This window comes from Acinetobacter sp. ANC 4654 (assembly GCF_002135425.1).
In the GTDB taxonomy this organism is placed as follows: Bacteria; Pseudomonadota; Gammaproteobacteria; order Pseudomonadales; family Moraxellaceae; genus Acinetobacter; species Acinetobacter kyonggiensis.
In genome coordinates, this window is sequence record NZ_NEGL01000003.1 from 228,544 (window position 1) to 249,589 (window position 21,046).

At 41.8% G+C, this 21,046-nt stretch carries 21 protein-coding genes; 9 read left to right on the plus strand and 12 right to left on the minus strand.

Features of this window, described 5'->3' with window-relative positions; all coding sequences use genetic code 11:
* Positions 1-9: 9 nt before the first annotated feature.
* Positions 10-594 carry a hypothetical protein gene (locus tag B9T24_RS06965; protein WP_086165111.1) on the plus strand — a complete coding sequence of 195 codons (585 nt, stop codon included), beginning with the start codon at positions 10-12 and terminating at the stop codon, positions 592-594.
* Positions 595-637: 43 nt separating this feature from the next.
* On the opposite strand, the gene B9T24_RS06970 is transcribed toward B9T24_RS06965, so the two are convergent.
* The 3 genes from B9T24_RS06970 to B9T24_RS06980 form a co-directional block, all read right to left on the minus strand.
* The gene (locus tag B9T24_RS06970; RefSeq protein WP_086165112.1) at positions 638-1,048 is read right to left on the minus strand and encodes a GFA family protein; all 411 of its coding nucleotides are present in this window, start codon (positions 1,046-1,048) and stop codon (positions 638-640) included.
* Between the two features lie 73 nt (positions 1,049-1,121).
* Positions 1,122-2,324, minus strand: a complete 1,203-nt coding sequence (locus B9T24_RS06975; protein WP_086165113.1) for a TIGR03862 family flavoprotein — start codon at positions 2,322-2,324, stop codon at positions 1,122-1,124.
* A gap of 7 nt (positions 2,325-2,331) precedes the next feature.
* Positions 2,332-3,006: an SAM-dependent methyltransferase gene (locus B9T24_RS06980; RefSeq protein WP_171264868.1), complete on the minus strand. Its 675-nt coding sequence runs from the start codon at positions 3,004-3,006 to the stop codon at positions 2,332-2,334.
* A gap of 84 nt (positions 3,007-3,090) precedes the next feature.
* Here B9T24_RS06980 and B9T24_RS06985 point away from each other — a divergent pair, with 84 nt between their 5' ends.
* Together B9T24_RS06985 and B9T24_RS06990 are read left to right on the plus strand one after the other, a co-directional pair.
* The gene (locus B9T24_RS06985) at positions 3,091-3,276 is read left to right on the plus strand and encodes a DNA gyrase inhibitor YacG (protein WP_086165115.1); all 186 of its coding nucleotides are present in this window, start codon (positions 3,091-3,093) and stop codon (positions 3,274-3,276) included.
* 348 nt (positions 3,277-3,624) lie between these two features.
* Entirely contained in the window at positions 3,625-3,810 is a 186-nt protein-coding gene (locus B9T24_RS06990) for a hypothetical protein (RefSeq protein WP_086165116.1), read from the plus strand.
* 34 nt (positions 3,811-3,844) lie between these two features.
* On the opposite strand, the gene B9T24_RS06995 is transcribed toward B9T24_RS06990, so the two are convergent.
* The 5 genes from B9T24_RS06995 to B9T24_RS07015 form a co-directional block, all read right to left on the minus strand.
* A complete protein-coding gene (locus B9T24_RS06995) occupies positions 3,845-4,489 on the minus strand; it encodes an MBL fold metallo-hydrolase (protein WP_086165117.1) in 645 nt (214 codons plus the stop codon).
* A 21-nt stretch (positions 4,490-4,510) separates the two neighbouring features.
* The gene (hemH, locus tag B9T24_RS07000) at positions 4,511-5,524 is read right to left on the minus strand and encodes a ferrochelatase (RefSeq protein WP_086165118.1); all 1,014 of its coding nucleotides are present in this window, start codon (positions 5,522-5,524) and stop codon (positions 4,511-4,513) included.
* Positions 5,525-5,591: 67 nt separating this feature from the next.
* Positions 5,592-6,620: a DUF4062 domain-containing protein gene (locus tag B9T24_RS07005; protein WP_086165119.1), complete on the minus strand. Its 1,029-nt coding sequence runs from the start codon at positions 6,618-6,620 to the stop codon at positions 5,592-5,594.
* A 132-nt stretch (positions 6,621-6,752) separates the two neighbouring features.
* Positions 6,753-7,625, minus strand: coding sequence for a glutamate racemase (gene murI / locus B9T24_RS07010; RefSeq protein ID WP_086165120.1), 873 nt, complete (start codon positions 7,623-7,625; stop codon positions 6,753-6,755).
* A 47-nt stretch (positions 7,626-7,672) separates the two neighbouring features.
* Positions 7,673-8,299, minus strand: coding sequence for a DUF1285 domain-containing protein (locus tag B9T24_RS07015; RefSeq protein ID WP_086165121.1), 627 nt, complete (start codon positions 8,297-8,299; stop codon positions 7,673-7,675).
* 188 nt (positions 8,300-8,487) lie between these two features.
* On the opposite strand from B9T24_RS07015, the gene B9T24_RS07020 reads away from it, so the two are divergent.
* Positions 8,488-10,200 (plus strand): electron transfer flavoprotein-ubiquinone oxidoreductase, encoded by a 1,713-nt coding sequence (locus B9T24_RS07020; RefSeq protein ID WP_086165122.1) that lies wholly within the window; start codon positions 8,488-8,490, stop codon positions 10,198-10,200.
* Between the two features lie 114 nt (positions 10,201-10,314).
* Here the strand turns inward: B9T24_RS07020 and tusA are convergent, their stop codons facing one another.
* Positions 10,315-10,572: a sulfurtransferase TusA gene (tusA, locus tag B9T24_RS07025; protein WP_086165123.1), complete on the minus strand. Its 258-nt coding sequence runs from the start codon at positions 10,570-10,572 to the stop codon at positions 10,315-10,317.
* A 201-nt stretch (positions 10,573-10,773) separates the two neighbouring features.
* Between tusA and B9T24_RS07030 the strand changes: the two genes are divergently transcribed.
* Together B9T24_RS07030 and lnt are read left to right on the plus strand one after the other, a co-directional pair.
* A complete protein-coding gene (locus tag B9T24_RS07030; protein WP_086165124.1) occupies positions 10,774-11,613 on the plus strand; it encodes an HlyC/CorC family transporter in 840 nt (279 codons plus the stop codon).
* Positions 11,610-13,169: an apolipoprotein N-acyltransferase gene (gene lnt / locus B9T24_RS07035; RefSeq protein ID WP_086165125.1), complete on the plus strand. Its 1,560-nt coding sequence runs from the start codon at positions 11,610-11,612 to the stop codon at positions 13,167-13,169. The genes B9T24_RS07030 and lnt overlap by 4 nt, the downstream gene beginning before the upstream one ends.
* Positions 13,170-13,367: 198 nt before the next feature.
* Here lnt and B9T24_RS07045 read toward each other — a convergent pair whose 3' ends face one another.
* The 3 genes from B9T24_RS07045 to gspF all read right to left on the minus strand — a co-directional run bounded on the left by B9T24_RS07045 (position 13,368) and on the right by gspF (position 15,669).
* Entirely contained in the window at positions 13,368-13,703 is a 336-nt protein-coding gene (locus B9T24_RS07045; protein WP_086165127.1) for a hypothetical protein, read from the minus strand.
* Positions 13,704-13,986: 283 nt separating this feature from the next.
* Positions 13,987-14,424, minus strand: coding sequence for a type II secretion system major pseudopilin GspG (gspG, locus tag B9T24_RS07050; protein ID WP_074943786.1), 438 nt, complete (start codon positions 14,422-14,424; stop codon positions 13,987-13,989).
* A 39-nt stretch (positions 14,425-14,463) separates the two neighbouring features.
* Complete coding sequence (gene gspF, locus B9T24_RS07055; protein WP_086165128.1) at positions 14,464-15,669, minus strand: type II secretion system inner membrane protein GspF; 1,206 nt, start codon at positions 15,667-15,669, stop codon at positions 14,464-14,466.
* Between the two features lie 152 nt (positions 15,670-15,821).
* Here gspF and B9T24_RS07060 point away from each other — a divergent pair, with 152 nt between their 5' ends.
* Genes B9T24_RS07060 through B9T24_RS07070 form a run of 3 tightly spaced genes read left to right on the plus strand, consistent with a single transcriptional unit; the run spans position 15,822 to position 20,877 of the window.
* Positions 15,822-18,044, plus strand: a complete 2,223-nt coding sequence (locus tag B9T24_RS07060; protein ID WP_086165129.1) for a primosomal protein N' — start codon at positions 15,822-15,824, stop codon at positions 18,042-18,044.
* Positions 18,045-18,103: 59 nt separating this feature from the next.
* A complete protein-coding gene (locus B9T24_RS07065) occupies positions 18,104-19,951 on the plus strand; it encodes a monovalent cation:proton antiporter-2 (CPA2) family protein (RefSeq protein ID WP_086165130.1) in 1,848 nt (615 codons plus the stop codon).
* A gap of 50 nt (positions 19,952-20,001) precedes the next feature.
* Positions 20,002-20,877 carry an Hsp33 family molecular chaperone HslO gene (locus B9T24_RS07070; RefSeq protein WP_086165131.1) on the plus strand — a complete coding sequence of 292 codons (876 nt, stop codon included), beginning with the start codon at positions 20,002-20,004 and terminating at the stop codon, positions 20,875-20,877.
* The last annotated feature ends 169 nt before the right edge of the window (positions 20,878-21,046 follow it).

The following is a 21,046-nucleotide window of genomic DNA, read 5'->3' on the forward strand; positions in this document are numbered from 1 at the left end:
GGAATGATCATGAAAAAACTTCAAATGAAACAACTGGGTTTTCCTTTTTTACTCTGCTCAAGCCTGCTAATTAGTGCTTGTGATAATAGTAAAAATGCCACCAACGAAAATGATAAAATTCAGCCTGAAGATAAAGTCATGCAGGAGTTGATTACTGAACCAGTGAAAGCTTTTGAAAAAACGCCAAATGATCAACATGATATTGCCTTACTGACCGACTTTGATCAGCGCTTTACCCAAATGAGCGATGACATGGAAGATGAACTAAGCAAAATGCGAGAAGCAGGCTCACTGACCGATGAATTTGCCCATCAGCGCAAACGGGACAATATTCAGTCGGCACTCAACATGTTAAAAGAGCTGGATTTAAAAACGGCGCAAGGTCGCTATATTCAAGGCTTGATTGCAGAATATTGGCAACTACAAGCCAAACTGTATGATGAGAACAAAGAACCCAAAGCAGTAAATCCCAAAAAATCAGAGGATCAAGACAAAGGCTTAGGTGAGTTTTTACATGCGCAAGAACAGCTTGAACATTGGCAATCACAATATCCTGAAATGACACCATCTGAAGCAACAAAATCAGCCCCATAAAAAAGGGATCTCTTGATCCCTTTTAGCAGCTAATAACAAAACCTTATGGTCGTTCAGCATATTGCGGCAAAGTATCGCAAATGGTGTCCCATTCTGCTTTAGAGGCCACAAAAATATGCTGTGTTGGCGTTTGGGCCAGTGCTGTATCCAATGTGCCGATACGTAAACGGTAGACATCAGGTGTTTCCGTTTTAATACTGATAATCGGTGAGCCGCAATCGGCACAGAAACAACGCTGTGTAGTGGCTGTCGATTGAAACTTTTTCAGTAAATGCTCACCTTGCACAATTTTAAAATCTGCTTTTTGAATGGGTGCATTGGTTGCAAAAGCAGTGCCATTGGCTTTACGGCACTTTCGGCAATGACATTGCACAATGTCACCAATTTCACCTTGAATTTCATAGCGCAGACCGCCACACAAACAACTTCCTGTATATTGCTTTTGCTCAGTCATAAACGACTTCATTTTTATCATGAGGGAGTTTTTAAGCTAGCATATTTCTGATCATGCTTCAAAAAATCACCAACTATTGTTGCGTAGAAAGATAGTTTTGCACACCCTCAGCTGCGGCACGACCAGTTGCAAAACAAGCAGTCAGCAAATAGCCACCCGTCGGGGCATCCCAATCCAACATTTCCCCGCAACAAAAGATCTGCGGATTTGAACGTAATTGTAGCTGTTCAGTCAGTACCTCGCGCTTTATTCCGCCAGCACAGCTAATGGCTTCCTCTATGGGGCGAAAACCCGTGCAAGGAATCAGCAGATGTTTGACTTTTTGCGCCAACGCCAAGGGATCATTCCACAGCACTTTGGCAACCAATTCACGGACTAAACTGGCTTTGGCTGCATCTAAGCCAGCCTTACGCCAGACATTGCTGAGCGACTGTTTTTTACTGGGCTGTAATTTTTCGGCCAATTTCGCAATGGTTTGATCGGGCAGTAAATCTAAATATAGCTGCATCGTCTGACCATTTTTCACTTGCTCACGCAATGCACGGCCCTGCTTATAGATCAAACCACTTTCTAAACCATAATGGCTAATCACAATATCACCCATGGTTTTGGCTTGATCATCCACCCATGCTTCAACCCGTTTTAACGGCTGACCGAAAACAGGTTGCATAAACGTAGACCACTGATACTCAACGCCTGCATTGCTGGCTTGAAAAGCTTCAATTTCATCCTGTGCCAACCATTGCTGCCATGCACCATCACTGCCTAATTTTGACCAAGACACCGCACCACAAGCCAGCACGATTGCATCGAAATTCTGTACTGTAACCTGTTCACTCACTAAATCTTTGACCGTCAGTGCCGCTGCATTTAAGTCTAAACACTGATGCCGATAATGAAACTGAATACCCTGTTGCTGCAAGCGTTTCAGCCATGCACGCAATAAAGGGGCAGCTTTCATTTCAATCGGGAAAACCCGCCCAGATGAACCAATATAGGATTCAATGCCCAAATCTTTCATCCAGCTTTGAATCCAGACAGCATCCCACTGTCTCACCCACGGTTCAAGCCACTCTGCTTGATCATAGCGCCCAATAAATTGGGTCACAGGTTCAGCATGGGAAATATTTAACCCTGTTTTGCCTGCCATTAAAAACTTACGCGCAGCCGAAGGTTTCTGTTCATACACATGCACCTCATAATCGGACTGGCTTAAAACTTCCGCAGCCATGAGACCCGCAGGGCCAGCACCTATAATTGCAACACGCTTTTTCATGACTTACTCATTCAGCTTTTTCAGGTGCAGCAGTTAAATCTGTTTGCTGAGCCACATTCTGCCCCTGTAAAGGCATAAAATCGTCAAAACGGGTGCAATAGCCTTCTGGCTTGGTCATGATCAATTGCTGACACAATTCACCGCGCTGCAAATACTTAATTTCAAAATGTGTGCGGGCTGAGGTTTCAGCAATCACTTCTTTAACAAACGGGAGTTTCCACACGTCAATCAACTGCTGTTCTGCTTCAGCGATATATTCAATAATATTACTGGCCAATGTGATTGTTCCACCGACCTGTAAACGTGACAATAAAAATTCAAAAAAGGGCATATTTAACCAGCGCTGCGCTGGATTATGCGGCTCAGGATTGGGATATAAAAGAAAAAATTGCTGCACCTGAGCAGGATTCAATGCATGTACAATCCACGGCATTGCATCGGCATGAATCGGCTGTAAATTCGCCTGTCCTTCTAGCACATGCTGTTTGTGCATAGCCAGACATTTTTCACGGGTGCGTTCAATCGCCACTAACCTTTTTTCAGGATTTTGTCCCGAAAACAACAAGGCATGTTTACCCTTACCCGCGCCAATTTCCACACAAATGGGATCTGGGCTGATCATTTGAAAATCACGAGGCGCATGCATACGCTGTGCTTGAAATTGACGAATTGGCATAATCAGATCAAACTAACAAAAATCGGCTCAAGTCTAGCAAGAGCGACTGTATTTGCCTAATCGAATCATCATTTTTATCTGGAGCACAACATGCCTCGTACTTTCCCGTGTCCACGCTGTGGTGATCTTTCAACTTGGGAAGGCAATGAATTCCGTCCTTTTTGTTCTGAACGCTGCAAAATGATTGACTTAGGCGCTTGGGCAAAGGATGAATATAAACTTCCGACTCAAGATGCACCCCAAGCCGATGGCGGTCGGGAGGAAGATCAGTTTTAAGGTTTTATTCTTAAAATTACCTTTCCCCCAAAACCAATGCAGCGGTTGATGAATGACACTCATCAACCATTTACCATATAAACTCAAATCCAGCTTTTTATATTTTAAAGCTAAAAAATAAGAAGCATACCGATTGCAATCATCGACAGTACTGAACGGTAACAACTAAAGTCTTCTCATGTGCGGAGGCTAAAAATAGAAACATGGCCCTAAGCGTTAGTCGATGAAAGGCTACAAAATATCTTATTGAAAACCATTAAAAAATTCTTTTGTTTGCTGATAAAAGAATAATTATGACTCATTTTTTGAACTACAATGATTTGATAAATATAAGAAAAGGAAATAAAAATGGAACTATCATACTTAAAAATTCTATTTTTTCTATTTGCCTTACTCAGTATTGCGAGTTTAGGTTTTGGCATTTATAACCATGATGTCATTATTATGGCAATTGGCATCTTATTTTGTTTTGCAGCAATAATCATCGTCTTAGAATTAAAGAAGCACAATAGCAATCCATTTCGTCGAGATTGATGAAACGGATTCATCAATCGACGAAAAGAAAAAATTAACCGGCCTTACCTGCAACAAACGGATTATGTTGTTTCTCGAAACCAATGGTACTTAAAGGCCCATGTCCTGAAATAAATTGCGTTGCATCTGGCAGACTAAAACATTCACGTTTAATCGAATCAATCAGTTGTTGATGGTTACCACGAGGGAAATCTGTACGACCAATTGAACCTTTAAACAGTACATCACCCGTCCAAAGCAGACCATAATTCTGGTTATAGAACATCACATGACCTGGGGTATGCCCTGGCGCAAAGCGAACTTCAAACGCTTCATCACCCAGTTTTAAAACTTCACCACCTTCTAGCCATTGCGTTACTTCAACTTTTTCTGGAATAGGAAAGCCATACCTTGCAGATACGTCTTGAATCATATCGAGCCAAAAAGCATCTTCTTTATGTGGGCCAATCACAGGCACATGCCAGACTTTACTTAATGTACCCACAGCTCCTGCATGGTCTAAATGTCCATGCGTTAACCATAAGGCTTTCACCGTTAAACCCAAAGCATCGACTTCGGCTTGCAGTTTTTCAGGTTCACCACCAGCATCAATCAAAATCGCTTCTTTGGTTTCAGAATCCCAGACAATTGAACAGTTTTGTTGAAATGCCGTAACAGGGACAATTTTGACTTGCAACATAATGGCGAAACCTCGATGAAATTAGTGGGCTAATGTTTGCGTTAAGGCATCAAGATTAGCTTGAAGCAAAGTTGTGAGCAATGCCAAATGATCTGTATCGGCATTTAAGGCGGGAATATAAGCATAGTCTTGTCCCCCTGCTGACTTAAACAAGTCTGCATTTTGAATCGCCAATTCTTCTAGCGTTTCCAAACAATCTGCTGAAAAAGCAGGACTCATAATCTGTACCGACTTTACCCCTTGCTCTGCCCATTGCTGCAATATGACATCGGTATAAGGCTTGACCCATTCCTGCTTACCAAAACGTGACTGGAAGCTGATCGCCCACTGATCTTCTGCTAAATCCAAAGCCTGCGCTAATAATTGCGCTGTAATACGACAACGATCTGCATAGGGATCACCCTTATCGGCATAAGGCTGTGGAATACCGTGAAATGACATCAATAATTTTTCGGCACTGCCATGCTCGGCGCGATAGTTACGCACACTTTGCGCCAAAGCCTGAATATATAAAGGATGCTGATAATAATCACGAATAATCGACAAGCCCGGCAAATTACGCTGAGTCAAGATCCACTTGGCAATGGCATCATAAAGTGGCGCGGTAGAAGTAGCTGAATATTGAGGGAACAAAGGCAAGAGGATAATGTGATCTTGCACATTTGCACTTAAATTTTGCAGTAAATTTTGAATCCCCGGATTGCCATAACTCATGGCAGGCACCACATTTAATTCAAATTGCGGATAGTCTTGAATCAATTGCTGTTGCACTGCTTGCACTTGTTGCAAGACAATTTCACGCATCGGTGAATCTTGCCCCCAGACCATGGCATACGCATGTGCAACGCGTTTTGGGCGAAAGGGTAAAACAAAAAGTCTTAAAATGATTTGCCAAATCGGTTTGGGAATTTCGATCACACGCTGATCGGATAAAAACTGTTTCAAAAAACGGCGGACTGCAACAGCAGTGGGTTCGTCTGGCGTACCCAAATTGGCCAAAATAATGGTGACTTTTGCTTTAGGTGCAGAAAACATCAAACCCTATTCCAAGATGAATAAACTGGGTTTACTTTAACAGTTTTCTACACCTTCACCATATCCATTAATAGGATGAATTAAATTGAAAAACACGATTATTATCAAGTAAATTACTTTCCAGCAATTTCTGTCCTTTCGGCGTTAACTGCCACAACATGCGTTGACGGTCATCTCGTCCAGATTGAATAATCCAGTCATTTTGACGCATTTGCATTTTAATGCTGTGCAATGCCCGAATATTGATTTGTGAACGGGCAACCGCATGCGCACGAGGCATTTCGAGTCGTGCATCCGCCAAACCATTATCATTTAAATATTCATTCATACATTTAGAAAAATATTCTTCTGGTGTCGGATGAAGAAACATGGTGCCTAAAATACTTAGTAACTGTGCCCAAGTCAGTTTCTTTTGAATTTTCAGTTCTTTAAAATTACCGTCCTGATAGGCATGCATGCGATATTCAAAAGCAAAAACTTCATGCATGGAAACTTTTGGCAAAGTTAAGAACGGATCGACCTCACGCTTACCCACTTCAGTTTCAAGTTGCTCAACTTTTACTTTCAACTGATCAATTTCATCATGCAACAATTGGGTGTTTTGTGGTCTCACCCAACCTGAAACAGGATAGCGTTCTAACATTTGTGGCATATTAAAACGTACGGCCATTTCCAAATCACGCATGCTGCGATAGGTAAAAATTTGATCTGCTTCTTGTTGTAATAATTTACGGAATTCTAAAAACTTCTCGCGTAGCTCTGGCTTTTGATCCTGCAAAGACAAATCCCGTGATAATGGGTCTTCATGCATAAATACGATAATGGGTTTCTGTTTGGTGACTGCATAGATATATTCTAAATGCATATAGCCGACACCAGACACAGATTGCTCACCGTATTGACTGCCCAAAAGAATCACCACATAGTCACAATCATCAATTTGACGACGTGCAAATGCTGTACTTAAAGGTGTCCTTTGCTCCAATCCCCACGAAAAGAATCCCATGCCCACCAAAGTTTGAGCCAAAATGATACGCTCTGGCTGCATTTCACTGCCAGACATAGAAATAAAAACCTGATAACGCTTATCGAGCATTGGTTATCCTCTTCCAATTGCACATTACATCTCCAACTGTCGCTATGCTGAGCAGTTGTGCTGTAATCCGATGACCTAATCTAAAATTTATTTTTTGTACTATATTTCAAAAGACTATTCGCGTTTGATTGCTTATTCAACAGCAATATTACGAATATTCCAAGTTAAATCATCTTGAATCAAGTATTGCAACACAGTTTTTAAGTTTTCTGCGTTATTGCCACTCACATGACATTCAATCCGCACACCGTCATTCTGATCTTGCTCAAATAATAACTCATTTTTAATCAAAATTCGGGCTGTTTGTCGCGCAACTGGTACACCAGAGTCAATTAATGTCAGTTTCTGACCAAAAATAGACTCAATTGCAGGTTTTAGAAAGGGATAATGAGTACAACCTAAAACTAAATAATCAGCACCTTGATCCACCACAGGTTGTAATATTGCTTTTAACGTGGCTAAACATGCTGTACTCATTTGTGTGCCACTTTCGACAAACGGCACCAAATCGAGACAAGTCACAGGAATCACATTGACGTGGGCAGGAAGTGCAAAACGCTGCATGACATCTTGAATCAGTTTGCCGCGAAAAGTCGCGGGTGTTGCCAGTACGGCCACCGTTTTTGATTTTGTTTGTAAGACCGCAGGTTTTAAAGCGGGCACCAAGCCAATAATGGGAAAGTCTTCGCCATAATAATCACGTAAATAATCAAGACTAAAGGCAGATGCCGTATTGCATGCCACCACCGCGACTTTACACCCTTGCCGATATAACCATTCAATCGCTTGAGCCGTCAATTCACGAATATTTTGATCATCACGTGGCCCATAGGGCACATGTGCAGTATCTGCATAATAAAGAATCCGTTCTTTCGGTAAATATCGAGCGATTTCCTGTGCCACCGACAACCCACCTATTCCAGAGTCAAAAATTCCGATCGGCGCATGAGATTGCGCCTTGGGCATTGGATCTATTAAAGGATAAATAGGATGAATGGCTGTCATAGCTTCACTTTTCAGCAGTTCAAAAGGGAGAGAACAAAGCTTAAACCTCAGGTGCCTAATTGCAAGTAAAAATCACCGCTTTGTAGGCTTAAAATGGTATCGCCTTGCTCATTTTCAAGCAGCTGCCCCATTTCAATTAAATGAAAAAAAGCGGCACGTTGAATTAATGCATTGATGCCAAAACGCACATGCACATAAGGACGCAACTCAACCGATCCATCATGAGTAACATAGTCACGCATAAAAATAGAATGTTCAGCATCCACAATGACGATATCTTGCGTGGTGGTGCTCAACTGAATGTAATTTTTCCCATCAATTTCCACTCGACCAACCTGATTCACCCATAAAGGTTCATCTTCCACCTCTATTTCAATTTGTTCAACTGGGGTTTTTAAATAGAACTTACCCTGTTCTTTCCAAAGTACGCTGGAGAACAGATCAATGAGGGCCTGACGTTTGATCAATTGACCTTCGTGCCACCATTCTCCGTTGACTTTCACCTTTAAATCCATTGTGCCACAATGCTTTGGGGTAAATTGCTCTAAAGGGGGTATTGACCTTTTGTGACCGGTCTGTGCATCTTTTAAGTATTGTGCAATACCCATTAAATTTTTATCATCAGCAATAGCTACTTCTTTCGTCGGATTTGGTGAATTATTTTGATTAATCATAAATGAAGACCCTACTGACGGAAAAATAATATGATTCAGCCAATTGGCTAGATCAAGGTTTAAAACTATACTAGCCCACAATATAAAAGACACGATAATAAAATTGTGTCTGGGCATTAAGAACACTCATGGCAGCACCGAGTGAAATCACTACGGTTGCCACCTTCAAATACTATGAGGAGTCCTACATGGAGCACATCGAACGTGAATCGATGGAGTTTGACGTAGTCATCGTTGGCGCAGGCCCTGCTGGTCTTTCTGCAGCGATTAAAATTCGTCAACTTGCAATTGAAAATAACCTGAACGATCTGTCCGTTTGTGTCGTGGAAAAGGGCTCTGAAGTTGGTGCGCACATTTTATCTGGCGCGGTTCTTGAACCTCGTGCCATGAATGAGTTGTTCCCGAACTGGAAGGAAGAAGGTGCGCCTTTAAATGTTCCAGTGACTGAAGACAAAACGTATTTCTTGTTGTCTGATGAAAAATCACAAGAAGCACCGCATTGGATGGTGCCTAAAACCATGCACAATGATGGCAACTATGTCATTTCATTAGGTAACGTCGTTCGTTGGTTAGGTACAAAAGCGGAAGAACTTGAAGTTTCAATTTTCCCAGGCTTTGCTGCTGCTGAAATCCTTTACCATGCCGATGGTACAGTTAAAGGTATTCAAACGGGCGACATGGGTATTGGTAAAGATGGTGAACCAACCCATAACTTTACGCCGGGTTATGAACTGCATGCCAAATATACGATTTTTGCTGAAGGTTGCCGCGGTCACCTCGGCAAGCGCCTGATCGCTAAGTTTGATTTAGATAAAGATGCCGATCCGCAACACTACGGTATCGGGATTAAAGAATTGTGGGAAATCGACCCTGCGAAACATAAACCCGGTTTGGTAATGCACGGTGCAGGTTGGCCGTTAAATGAAACGGGTTCTTCAGGCGGCTGGTGGTTATACCACGCTGAAAATAACCAAGTCACTTTAGGCTTGATTGTTGATTTGTCATACACCAATCCAAACATGTATCCATTTGCAGAAATGCAGCGTTGGAAAACCCATCCACTAATCAAGCAATATCTTGAAGGTGGTAAACGTATTTCTTACGGCGCACGTGCCATTACCAAAGGCGGTATTAATGCTTTACCGAAGTTCACCTTCCCGGGTGGCTCGCTCATTGGTGATGATGCAGGTTTCTTGAACTTTGCTAAAATCAAAGGTTCTCACACAGCGATGAAATCTGGCATGCTTTGCGCAGAAGCAGTGTTTGAAGCGATTGCTGCTGGTGTAGAAAAAGGCGGTGATCTTGCAATTGCCCGCGTAACTGAAGGTGAAGACTTCTTTGCTAAAGAGTTAACCGCTTATACCGATAAGTTCAATAACAGCTGGTTAAAAGAAGAGTTATACAACTCCCGTAACTTCGGCCCTGCATTTCACAAGTTTGGTCAATGGATTGGTGGTGCATTTAACTTTATCGATCAAAACATCTTTAAAGTGCCATTTACATTGCATGACTTAGTGCCTGATTTCAGCACATTGAAAACGGTAGATACGGCTACATTCAAACCCAATTACCCAAAACCTGATAACAAACTCACTTTTGACCGTTTGTCTTCTGTATTTGTATCCAATACCGTACATGAAGAAAATCAGCCTGCGCATTTGAAACTGACCGATGCTTCTATTCCAGTCAACGTCAACTTGCCGAAATGGGATGAGCCTGCTCAGCGTTACTGCCCTGCTGGTGTGTATGAAATTATGGAAGAAAATGACGGTTCTAAACGCTTCCAAATTAACGCTGCCAACTGTGTGCACTGTAAGACCTGTGATATTAAAGACCCATCACAAAACATCACTTGGGTCACGCCTGAGGGTGGCGGTGGTCCTAATTACCCTAATATGTAGGGTAATCCTTGCGAGGCAGTACCTCTCATATCCAAATATGTAATATTCAATAAAAAATCCCCTTTCGAGGGGATTTTTTATGTCATTTTAAAGTGAAGAACATAATATTCTGAATTAGCCTTTCTTGACCAAATAATGAAACTCTTTATTGCCTGCATCATCTAATACTTCTTCTTGTAATAATAATTCATGGCCTAGATGCATGCAGAATTTTGGAATATCCCATGAGGTTGAATTATCGGTGGCAAACACCTCAACCACATCACCCGATTTAGATTTACGAATCGCTTGATGCAACATCATTACAGGTTCAGGACAGCGTAGTCCTCGCGTATTTAGCTGAAGAGTTGGCGTAACAAGCGGTTCAGACATCGGTAAACTCGGTATTAAAAAATCCTCGCTATTTTAACATAAACTTAAATGCCATGATTTGCTTAAAAATACAGTTTAAAATAAGCATGCAGAATGACTGATACATTCATGCAATACAGCAATTTTAGAGATAGACATCTAGATTTTCTCGGGTATGATAAAATTCGTTTTTTTAGATATTAAGAGTCTTTAGGAAAGATCATGCACGAGGAATCAGGCCCGTCGTGGGGCATGCGTGGCTTACGCAAATGGCTAAGCACTGCACCCGAAACTCGCGACGAACTGCTAAAATTAGTACAAGATTCACGTCGTTTTTTAGAACCCGATACTGTTGCAATGCTTGAAGGCGTACTTGACCTTCCTGCAACAAAAATTCGTGAGGTCATGACCCCACGAACTTCAATGATCAGCTTACAAGAAGATGATCAGTTACTGGATATCTTACATACCCTTGTAGAGTCGGCACATTCTCGTTTTCCAGTATTTTCATCCGACCAACCCGACAATGTGGTGGGTATTTTATTGGCAAAGGACTTATTGCCTTATTTAACTGAACCGAGCAATAAAGTCGATATTCGTGCCTTGATGCGCCAACCGATCTTTGTGCCTGAAAGTGCGCGATCTGACCAAGTTCTGCGGATGTTAAAAAATACCCAGACCCATATTGCTGTGGTGATTGATGAATATGGCACAACGTCTGGATTGGTCACCTTAGAAGACATTTTAGAAGAAATTGTCGGTGAAATTGAAGATGAACATGATATGGTCGATGAAGAAGCACAATTCATCATTCCTGACAATGACCATCAAACGGCAAATACGTGGTTAGTTCAAGCACTTACACCAATTGAACACTTTAACAATGTTTTAGATGCTGATTTTTCCGATGATGAAGTAGAAACTGTTGGCGGTTTATTGCTTCAAGAAATGGGTTTAGTCAGCGATTTACAAGGTCAAATTATTGAGCTTGAGAATTGGCAATTTACCATTATAGAAGCAGATGCCCGCACTATTCATCTGATTCGAGCTGTCCGTAAATGAGAACTTACTTTAATAAGCTGTTCAATTCATCCCAACAACAAAAACAGCTCCCGTTTATTTACCCTTTTTTAATTTCATTATTTTCAGGTGCCATGTTCAGTTTTGCACTGGCACCTTATTACTACTGGTGGCTGGCACTGCTGTCACCCGCTTTACTCTATGCTTCGCTACGTAAACGCTCTGCTCGACAAGCCTTTGGCATCGGTTGGGCTTATGGCTTTGGTTTATGGTTTGTCGGTGCATTTTGGCTCTATACCTCTATCCATGTTTATGGTGACACCAGTGCTTTTTTAAGTGTCCTGATGATTGCCTTCATGGCCTTGCTGATGGGCTTATTTACTGCCTTACAGACATGGCTATACCGTCGCTTTTTTCCTGAAACGCCCCTGACCTTTGCACCGCTTTGGGTATTTTTTGAGTGGGCGAAAACTTGGGTATTTACTGGTTTCCCATGGTTATTTGTCGGTTATGCCTTTACTGAACGCTTTCTAGATAGCTATGCACCGTTATTCGGGATTTTTGGTGTTTCGTTTGTGGTGATTATTTTAGCCTGTGCCTTGGTTGAAATCCTCAATAAACGGCTGTTTTGGATCATTCCTTCAGCGCTCTTACTTTTGGGTGCTTGGGGCGCTTCCTATCTGAGCTTTGTTCAGCCTAAAAATGCCAAACCGCTTTCTGTCTCTTTAATTCAAGGCAATATTCCTCAAGATTTAAAATGGCTGACCGAATATCAAGTGAAAACCTTGATGATCTATGCCAATTTAAGTCGAACTGAATGGGGACGTGATCTCATTGTTTGGCCTGAATCTTCGATTCCAATGTTCCAAACCGATATTGAACCCTTCCTTGATGCAATGAACGTACAGGTGAAGAAAACAGGCACAGCATGGGTGACAGGTCTTCCCTACTGGGATCTAAAAGAATCTCAAATTGAACAACATCCAATGTATTACAACAGCATCATGGCTTTAGGTGATGAAGCTACAGGTTTGTATAAAAAACAGCGTTTAGTACCCTTTGGTGAATATATTCCACTCTCAGGTTGGCTCAGTTGGGTGTTGCCTGCATTGCAAAATGACCCGTCGATGAGCGGTTTTTCGCGTGGTGCGCGTGAGCAAAAGCCATTGGACATAAAAAACCATCCTTTAGGTGCTGCGATTTGTTATGAAGTGGCGTATCCAAGCCTGACGCGTCGTAATGCCCGTCAAAGTGATTTCTTGGTGACTGTCTCCAATGATGCATGGTTTACTGGTACAGCAGGACCTTGGCAGCATTTACAAATGGTGCAAATGCGCGCCAAAGAAAATGGCCGTTGGTTTATTCGCGCCACCAATACTGGTGTGACTGCCTTTATCGATCATAACGGACATATTGTAAAGCAAGCGCCTACGGATCAAACAGCGGTTCTTCGCGGTGAACTGCCAGCCATGCAAGGTGAAACCTTATATATGCGCCTCAGTGATTGGCCGATACTGGCTTTTTCATTGTTGTTGTTGATTTTAGGTTGGATTTATCGTCCACGTCAGGTGGATGTTTCATTTAAATCACGGCGTTAAAACTTTATTCCCTCTTCATTCTTAAAGGGAAAAAAGTTCCTCTTTGAAAAAGGCGGATTAAATATTTCCACAATCCAATAGCGGCTTAGGAAGTAAACATATACCAATCCCGCCCAAGCTCCCTTTTTAAAAGGGAGGGGCTTGTACAATGAAACAAAAAAACCGAGGTCAATGCCTCGGTTTTTTACATCCTTCATTTTATAATTGAGTCACTAAATAAGACATCATGGTTGCTAAAAATAACATTGGAATATAACAATAAATTTTGACCATACGGTGTTCTAAAGCTGAAACTTGTTCTTTTTTTAAGCTTAATACAGTCGCTTTCAATGCAGACCAAAAGCACAGTACCAGTAAGGTACTAAATACACTGATGGCAAAAAAACCCACCATAATTTGGCTACTTCCCTCTGTCGCATGCCATAAAGTTAAAATGCCTTGACTCATGGGAAGTAAACTTAAAATCAAAAGAACAGATTTGAGCATTGACCAATGAAATTGACCAATTTCATCCGCTATCATTAATGCTTTCATTCTATTCTCCATAGGCAAAATCGTTGCCATTTCAAACATTATGCAAGCTTTTTAATAAATAAAAAGGCTATTTATCTACACATTGAATCATTATTGTAACCATCAAATATGGAAATAATTCTTATTATAACTCTCAAATACACACCATTATATTATTTTAATAAAATTCAATAACTTAATATATATTTACGTATTGGGATTTATTATCACTTCACTGAGTATTGAATGTTTAGATCAAGTGAAGTGATATATTCCATAAACGCAATAAAATAATGCTTCTCAGTTAAGGCTGATAATAAATATCGGCATCTGTGCCTTCACCGCCTTCTTTACCATCCGCGCCAAAAGAATACAAATCAAAGGCACGACCTTCGGCACCCGGAATCACATATTGAATGTCATTATCCCAACTGTCTTTTGGATAGCCGCCTTTCACATAGCCGCCTTGCATCCAGTTTTTTGCAGAAGCAGGTTGATTCACTAAAGCATCCAAACCGCCATCTTGCATCGAAGGATACTTACCATTATCAAGCTTATATTGATCTAAAGCACCCGCAACACCTTTTAAAGTAATGGCAGAGGTATCCACTTTGGCTTTCTCGCCACGTCCCATCACATTAGGAACAATCAGTGCAGCCAACACCCCTAAAATCACAATCACCACCATTACTTCAATGAGGGTAAAGCCTGATTGCTTCGCTTGATATTTTTTAGCTTGCATATAACTCTCTCGCAAAAATCTTTATCTTTATAAAATGGGTTAAATCATATTATTCATATTCACAATCGGCAACATCACCGCGATTACAATCACCAAAACAATACTCGCCATCACCACCAACATTAAAGGTTCAAGCAGTGCCAGTAAAGTTGAAATTAAGGTGGTGACTTCACGATCTTGCATGGTGGATGCACGCTCGAGCATACGATCCAGCTCACCCGATGCTTCGCCACTTTTGATCATTTGTACCATCATCGGTGGGAAATAACCACTACGCTCCAGTTGCGTTGCAAGGTTGCCACCTTCCGTTACTTTTTCTGCCGCTAAATTGACAGAATCGCGAATCACCCAATTATTACTGACCGCTGCACCTATTTTCAGTGCATCCACCAACGGTACGCCAGACTTGGTCAAAATCGACAAGGTACTGGCAAAACGTGCAGCATTTATACCACGCGATAATTTACCAAATAATGGCAATTTGAGTGTTAAACGATCAAAAGCATAATGCCCAGCCGAAGTTCTTAAAAACCGAACTAATGTAATAAAACCAACCACACCTGCGACAAGCAAAAAGGGCCATGCCACCCGAATAAAATCGCTGGCTTTCATTAACGCAACCGTAATCCAAGGCAGTGCATCTTTACTTTGATCAAAGGTTTTGACAATGTCCGGCACCACGTAGGTCATCAGCCCCATCACAATCGCAAAGGACATTAGCATCAGAATAATTGGATAAATCATCGCACCCTGCACTTTCTTTTGCATGGCAAAACGGTTTTCAGTGTAATCTGATAATTGATCTAGAATTAAATCGAGATGCCCTGAACGCTCACCCGCAGCAATGGTGGCAATATACAAATCGGGTAAACGTCCTGCTTGCTGCAAAGCATTGGCAAGTGAATGCCCTTCCATGACTTTTGAGCGTACCGACATCAACAAGTTTTGCACATGTACTTTTTCGCTTTGTTTACCCACGGCACGCAGTGCTTCTTCTAAAGGAATCGCGGCGGCAACCAAAACTGAAAGTTGACGGGTAAATAAGGCCAAATCATAAGCAGTGACTTTTTTCTGCAACCATCGTTCTGAGCGATGCTTATCTTTTTGCTCAACAGGATCAACCGTTACAGGAATGAGGGATTTGTCTCTGAGCTGTTGACGAATTTGACGCGCGGAATCGCCTTCTAACACGCCTTTTTGCTGCTTCCCTGAAGCATCAATGGCAGTAAATTGATATGCAGGCATTGTAATGCTCTAATTTTCCAAAATTTGCTTCAGCGCTGTTGCGTCTGACCACCAAAATCATTCATATTCTGAGACATAAATGATTTGCTCACTCTAACATAACTCGATCTTGAGCACGACGAAATTTGATTAGGACGATTTGACCCTTATTTATGCCAAATACAACATCGACTCCATCCAATATTTATCGCATTCGTGTTGCTGTATCTGTACATGTCTATGACTGCTTTGATTACAGCTTAAGTGCCCAACAGTACCAACAGGCCCAAGTGGGCGCACGTGTTGCAGTGTCATTTGGACGGCAAAGTCTGATCGGGATTATTGTGGGAAAATTAACGCCAGACACCCCAATTGACCCCCGTTTTAAACTCAAAGCCATTACCGAACTGCTCGATGATCACGCTATTTTAGATCAGAAAATTTTAAGTTTATTGACATGGTCAGCGCAATATTATCAATTTCCAATTGGTGAAGTCTTCCAAAGTGCCTTACCGACTTTTTTACGCCAAGGTAAACCGTATAATTTATTGGCACGCATGTGGAATGTTTTAGACTTGCATGCCGAAGCAAAAGTGACCCGTTCGGAAAAACAACAAGAAGCTTATAAAATACTCAAATTGCATCCAACAGGAACCACAGAAAATATTTTAAATTTGGCTGGCATTGAAACAGCCACACTAAAAGCTTTAGAAAAAAAAGCCATTGTGGAATGTGTGTTAGAAAAGCAAGATTTTAACCCACAGCCTGTTACCCTAGCGCAAATGCCCTTAACGGCCAATGAAGAGCAAAAAAAAGCCATTCAACACGTGCTCAAGGCACAGAAAAAATATCAAGCCTTTTTACTCGATGGCTTAACGGGTAGTGGTAAAACTGAAGTGTATTTGCAGATCATGCAAGAGGTACTGAAACAAGGCAAACAAATCTTGGTGTTGGTGCCTGAAATTGGTCTAACGCCACAAACCATTAGCCGATTTCAATCGCGTTTTCATAGCAATATTGTGTTACTCCATTCAGGGTTGAATGACACCAAACGCTTACAAGCATGGCAAGCTGCACAAACAGGCAAAGCCTCAATTATTTTGGGCACCCGTTCTGCCATTTATACACCGCTGCCCAATTTAGGTTTAATCATTTTAGATGAAGAACATGATCTGTCCTTTAAACAACAAGAAGGTTTTCGCTATCACGCCCGTGATGTTGCGATGTATCGTGCACATTTAGAAAGCTGTCCGATTATTTTAGGTTCAGCCACCCCAAGCATTGACAGTTATGCACTGGTGGATGCAGGCAAAATGACCCGTTTAGAACTGAGTCAGCGTGCAGGTGTGGCACTCATGCCGAAAATTCATCTGATTGATCTGAAAGTTGCTCAAAAGCAAAATGGCATTAGCCAAAGCCTGCTTGATGAAATACAAAAACGCCTCGATAAAAAAGAACAAGTCTTGGTGTTTTTAAACCGACGCGGTTATGCGCCCGTATTGATTTGTGAAAGTTGTGCATGGCAGGCAAAGTGCCCACATTGCGATGCCAATTTCACTGTACATCGTCAACCGTATCAGCATTTACATTGTCACCATTGCGGCACGATTCATCGCATGCCAGATCATTGTCCACAGTGTCAGCATAGCGAACTCAAATCGATTGGTCTGGGAACGGCCAAAGTTGAAGAACATTTACAACAGTTATTTCCCAAATTTGATGTGATACGAGTTGACCGCGATTCCACCAGTCGGGTGGGAAGCTGGCAAAAAATTTATGACAAAATTCAAAAAAGTGAACCGATTATTTTGCTCGGCACACAAATGTTGGCCAAAGGACACCACTTTCCTTACGTGACCTTAGTGGCCATTTTAGATATTGATTCAGGCTTATTTAGTGTCGATTTTCGTGCCACAGAACGCACAGCGCAACTGATTGTTCAAGTGGCAGGGCGTGCAGGTCGCGGGGAACGCAAAGGTGAAGTCTATTTACAAACGCTCAGACCTGACCACCCTTTACTCACGACATTAATCCAAGAAAATTATTATCATTTTGCCAAACAAACTTTAAAAGAGCGTCGTGCAGCTTTACTCCCTCCTTTTCGCTATGCGGCACTGATTCGTTGTGAGTCGAAAAATCAGGAACAAAACCAAGCCTTCTTAGAACAACATGCCCAAGCCTTAAGACAGGTTTCAGAAAACCTGATTGATATTTGGGGACCCATTCCAGCGCCCATGGAACGCAAAGCCGGACGTTATCAAGCACATATGGTACTACTATCGCAAGATCGGGCGAGATTACATTTTTATATTCGGGCTTGGTGGCAAAATATGTTGCATCAAAAGCCCTCAACCATGAAACTTACCTTAGATATAGACCCTCAGGAATTAAGCTAAGTTAAAGTTCAGCTTTGGCTTAAATTTTTTGGCACTAAAATAAATTCTAGGACAGGCTAATGTCGCTACTGTTACAAATTACGATTTTCCTTGGTGCGTCCTTACTTTTGGTGCCTTTAGCCAAACGCTTCGGAATTGCCACCGTACTCGGTTATTTGTTTACAGGTATGCTGCTGGGTCCCAGTGTATTCAATATTGCCAGTGACCCTGAATCCATCCAAGAATTGGCTGAATTTGGCGTGATTCTGTTAATGTTCATTATTGGTCTAGAACTGCGACCACAACGGCTGTGGGAAATGCGTAAATCCATCTTTTTGATGGGCAGCTTACAAGTCGGCATAACTGGCATTATTCTCGCCATCGTTGTCTTTTTTGCCTTACAACAAAACATTGCTGCAAGTTTTGTCATTGGTGCTGCACTCGCGCTGTCATCGACGGCTTTTGTTTTACAACTACTGGCCGAAAAACAACAACTCAACACCACCTTTGGGCAACAATCTTTTTCTGTACTGCTGTTTCAGGATATTGCTGCCATTCCCCTGCTGGCGATTATTCCCCTCTTAGCAGGCAATGAATCGACCCATCACGGCATTGCCTATTTCGCTGCAATTATTGCCACTTTTAGCGGTTTATTTTTATTTAGCCGTTATATGATGCGGCCCTTTTTTCGCTTTGTCGCTAAAAGCGGTGCACATGAATTGATTACGGCTGTAGGTCTATTTATTGTCTTGGGCGTTGTCGTGCTGATGGATGTACTCGGCATTAGCACCACTTTGGGCGCATTCTTAACGGGCGTGTTACTGGCAGATTCAGAATTCCGACATGAATTGGAAGCCAGTATTGCGCCCTTTAAAGGACTTTTACTCGGTCTGTTCTTTATGACCGTGGGGATGACCACCCAATTGTCACTCTTGGTCGATATGCCGTGGTTGATTATTGGTGGGGCATTTATTTTAATATTGGTGAAAAGCATCACCCTCACCGCCATTGCCCGTTATTTAAAATATTCATGGCGCAACAGTTTGCTGCTTGCGACCTGCTTATCTCAGGGGGGGGAATTTGCCTTTGTGGTACTAAAAGTCGCAAGTAGTGAAAAAGTCATCACCCAAGCCATTTTAGAACCTTTGACTCTCATTGTTACGCTATCCATGGTGCTCACGCCCATGCTGTATTGGCTGATCAGCACATGGGTGATTCCTGTACTTGATAAAGAAAAAGAAAAAAAACCGGTCTATGACGAAATTCCAAATATTCACAACCCAATGATTATTGCTGGATTTGGACGTTTTGGACAAATCATTGCGCGTATTGCCCACCTACAACATCAATCCTTTACCGCGATTGACAGCAATTTAGAAAAAGTTGATTTCGTGCGTCAGTATGGTGGTACGTTATACTATGGTGATGCCACACAACCCGATATTTTACGTTCTGCGGGTATTCAACATGCTAAAGTTTTTGTTTTAGCCATTGATGATATTGAAGACTCCATGAACGTGGCACGGCATATTCGTTTAAATTATCCGAATCTGAAACTGTTGGTACGTGCCCGTGATCGTCATCATGTCCATTTACTGCGTGATTTAGGTGTCGAGCAGATTTGGCGTGAAACCTACTTATCATCGCTTGGTATGGCCTATCGTGCCTTGCGTGAATTGGATATTAGTGAAGAAGATGCGTATAAAAGTATTGAATTGTTCCGTGATTACGATGAAAAGTTATTAATTCAGCAACAACGTATCTATACCGATGAACAAAAGGTCTATGAAACCCATCGTAATGCTTTAGCAGAGCTAGAACACTTATTTGAAAGTGATGCTCAAATTCGTCAAGAACCCACTGGCGTCAATTTACAACGCGGCTTAGCGCATCCGCGTATTGATGTCACACGAGATGATAGTAACTAGCTTGTGTTTTACAATGTAGACACCATTAACACGGGCTATTGGAGAAATTTATGTCTGAATTACGTCAACGCTTTTATATTGAAAATTGCCCAATTCGCGGTGAAGTGGTCCATTTGGAAAAAGTATTACAAACAATTCTTGCCCAACGTGATTATCCTCAAGCCATTCAAGTCCTGTTGGGCGAAATGCTGAGCGCCACCGCATTACTTGCCAGTACCCTTAAAATTAAAGGTCGTATTAGCCTTCAAATTCAAGCAGCTGGCACATTCAAATGGGCGATGGCGGAATGTAATCATTTAGGTGAATTACGTGCATCAGCAGATTATGAAGAAGATTCTCGCTTCTTACAGGCAGAAAATAGCAGCACCGTTTTCAAAGCATTGGTCAATCCTGTCCTTTTTATTAACATTGAACCTGAATTTGGTGAACGCTATCAAGGCATCATTGCACTTGAACACGACACCTTAGCGGGTTGTTTGATGCAGTATTACGATTTATCTGTACAAATTCCAACCAAAATTATGTTGGCCAGTACCGCAGAATGCTCAGGTGGTTTACTCATTCAACTGTTACCGCGAAATAGTGAAGAAGAGCAGCAACGTGTCGATGAAGACCTCTGGCCTCGCCTGACCATGTTGACTGAAACCTTAAAACCTGAAGAACTGACCAAGCTCGATGCCACAGAAATTCTCTATCGTTTGTATAATGAAGAAGATGTCCGTTTACCTGACATTGAGGAATTAAAGTTTGGGTGTACTTGTTCTAAAGACCGTTGTGCCAATGCCCTGATCCAAATTGGTGTTGAAGCGGTACGTGAAACCCTCGAATTTCAAAATCCAATTACCATGGACTGCCAATTCTGTAGCACCCAATATAGCTTTACTGCCGAAGAAGCCTTTGGTTTATTTGGCAAACATCTCAGCTAATCTAAGCTCAATTGGTAAAAAAAGAGCGGCTAGATGAGCTGCTCTTTTTTTATCCAAAAATTAAACCCAATCCTGTTTTAAGTTCAGCGAGCTTAAACCATCAACCTGAACTGAAATAATCCGTAGATGAAAAGATCAGCCTCCTGAACAACTCAATCAAAGGTCATTT

What these genes read in the sequence shown, in the direction of transcription:
- B9T24_RS06965 (WP_086165111.1), top strand. Translation starts at nt 10, where the DNA reads ATGAAAAAACTTCAAATGAAACAACTGGGTTTTCCTTTTTTACTCTGC.
- B9T24_RS06970 (WP_086165112.1), bottom strand. Translation starts at nt 1,048, where the DNA reads ATGACTGAGCAAAAGCAATATACAGGAAGTTGTTTGTGTGGCGGTCTG.
- B9T24_RS06975 (WP_086165113.1), bottom strand. Translation starts at nt 2,324, where the DNA reads ATGAAAAAGCGTGTTGCAATTATAGGTGCTGGCCCTGCGGGTCTCATG.
- B9T24_RS06985 (WP_086165115.1), top strand. Translation starts at nt 3,091, where the DNA reads ATGCCTCGTACTTTCCCGTGTCCACGCTGTGGTGATCTTTCAACTTGG.
- B9T24_RS06990 (WP_086165116.1), top strand. Translation starts at nt 3,625, where the DNA reads ATGGAACTATCATACTTAAAAATTCTATTTTTTCTATTTGCCTTACTC.
- B9T24_RS06995 (WP_086165117.1), bottom strand. Translation starts at nt 4,489, where the DNA reads ATGTTGCAAGTCAAAATTGTCCCTGTTACGGCATTTCAACAAAACTGT.
- hemH (WP_086165118.1), bottom strand. Translation starts at nt 5,524, where the DNA reads ATGTTTTCTGCACCTAAAGCAAAAGTCACCATTATTTTGGCCAATTTG.
- B9T24_RS07005 (WP_086165119.1), bottom strand. Translation starts at nt 6,620, where the DNA reads ATGCTCGATAAGCGTTATCAGGTTTTTATTTCTATGTCTGGCAGTGAA.
- murI (WP_086165120.1), bottom strand. Translation starts at nt 7,625, where the DNA reads ATGACAGCCATTCATCCTATTTATCCTTTAATAGATCCAATGCCCAAG.
- B9T24_RS07015 (WP_086165121.1), bottom strand. Translation starts at nt 8,299, where the DNA reads ATGATTAATCAAAATAATTCACCAAATCCGACGAAAGAAGTAGCTATT.
- B9T24_RS07020 (WP_086165122.1), top strand. Translation starts at nt 8,488, where the DNA reads ATGGAGCACATCGAACGTGAATCGATGGAGTTTGACGTAGTCATCGTT.
- tusA (WP_086165123.1), bottom strand. Translation starts at nt 10,572, where the DNA reads ATGTCTGAACCGCTTGTTACGCCAACTCTTCAGCTAAATACGCGAGGA.
- B9T24_RS07030 (WP_086165124.1), top strand. Translation starts at nt 10,774, where the DNA reads ATGCACGAGGAATCAGGCCCGTCGTGGGGCATGCGTGGCTTACGCAAA.
- lnt (WP_086165125.1), top strand. Translation starts at nt 11,610, where the DNA reads ATGAGAACTTACTTTAATAAGCTGTTCAATTCATCCCAACAACAAAAA.
- B9T24_RS07045 (WP_086165127.1), bottom strand. Translation starts at nt 13,703, where the DNA reads ATGAAAGCATTAATGATAGCGGATGAAATTGGTCAATTTCATTGGTCA.
- gspG (WP_074943786.1), bottom strand. Translation starts at nt 14,424, where the DNA reads ATGCAAGCTAAAAAATATCAAGCGAAGCAATCAGGCTTTACCCTCATT.
- gspF (WP_086165128.1), bottom strand. Translation starts at nt 15,669, where the DNA reads ATGCCTGCATATCAATTTACTGCCATTGATGCTTCAGGGAAGCAGCAA.
- B9T24_RS07060 (WP_086165129.1), top strand. Translation starts at nt 15,822, where the DNA reads ATGCCAAATACAACATCGACTCCATCCAATATTTATCGCATTCGTGTT.
- B9T24_RS07065 (WP_086165130.1), top strand. Translation starts at nt 18,104, where the DNA reads ATGTCGCTACTGTTACAAATTACGATTTTCCTTGGTGCGTCCTTACTT.
- B9T24_RS07070 (WP_086165131.1), top strand. Translation starts at nt 20,002, where the DNA reads ATGTCTGAATTACGTCAACGCTTTTATATTGAAAATTGCCCAATTCGC.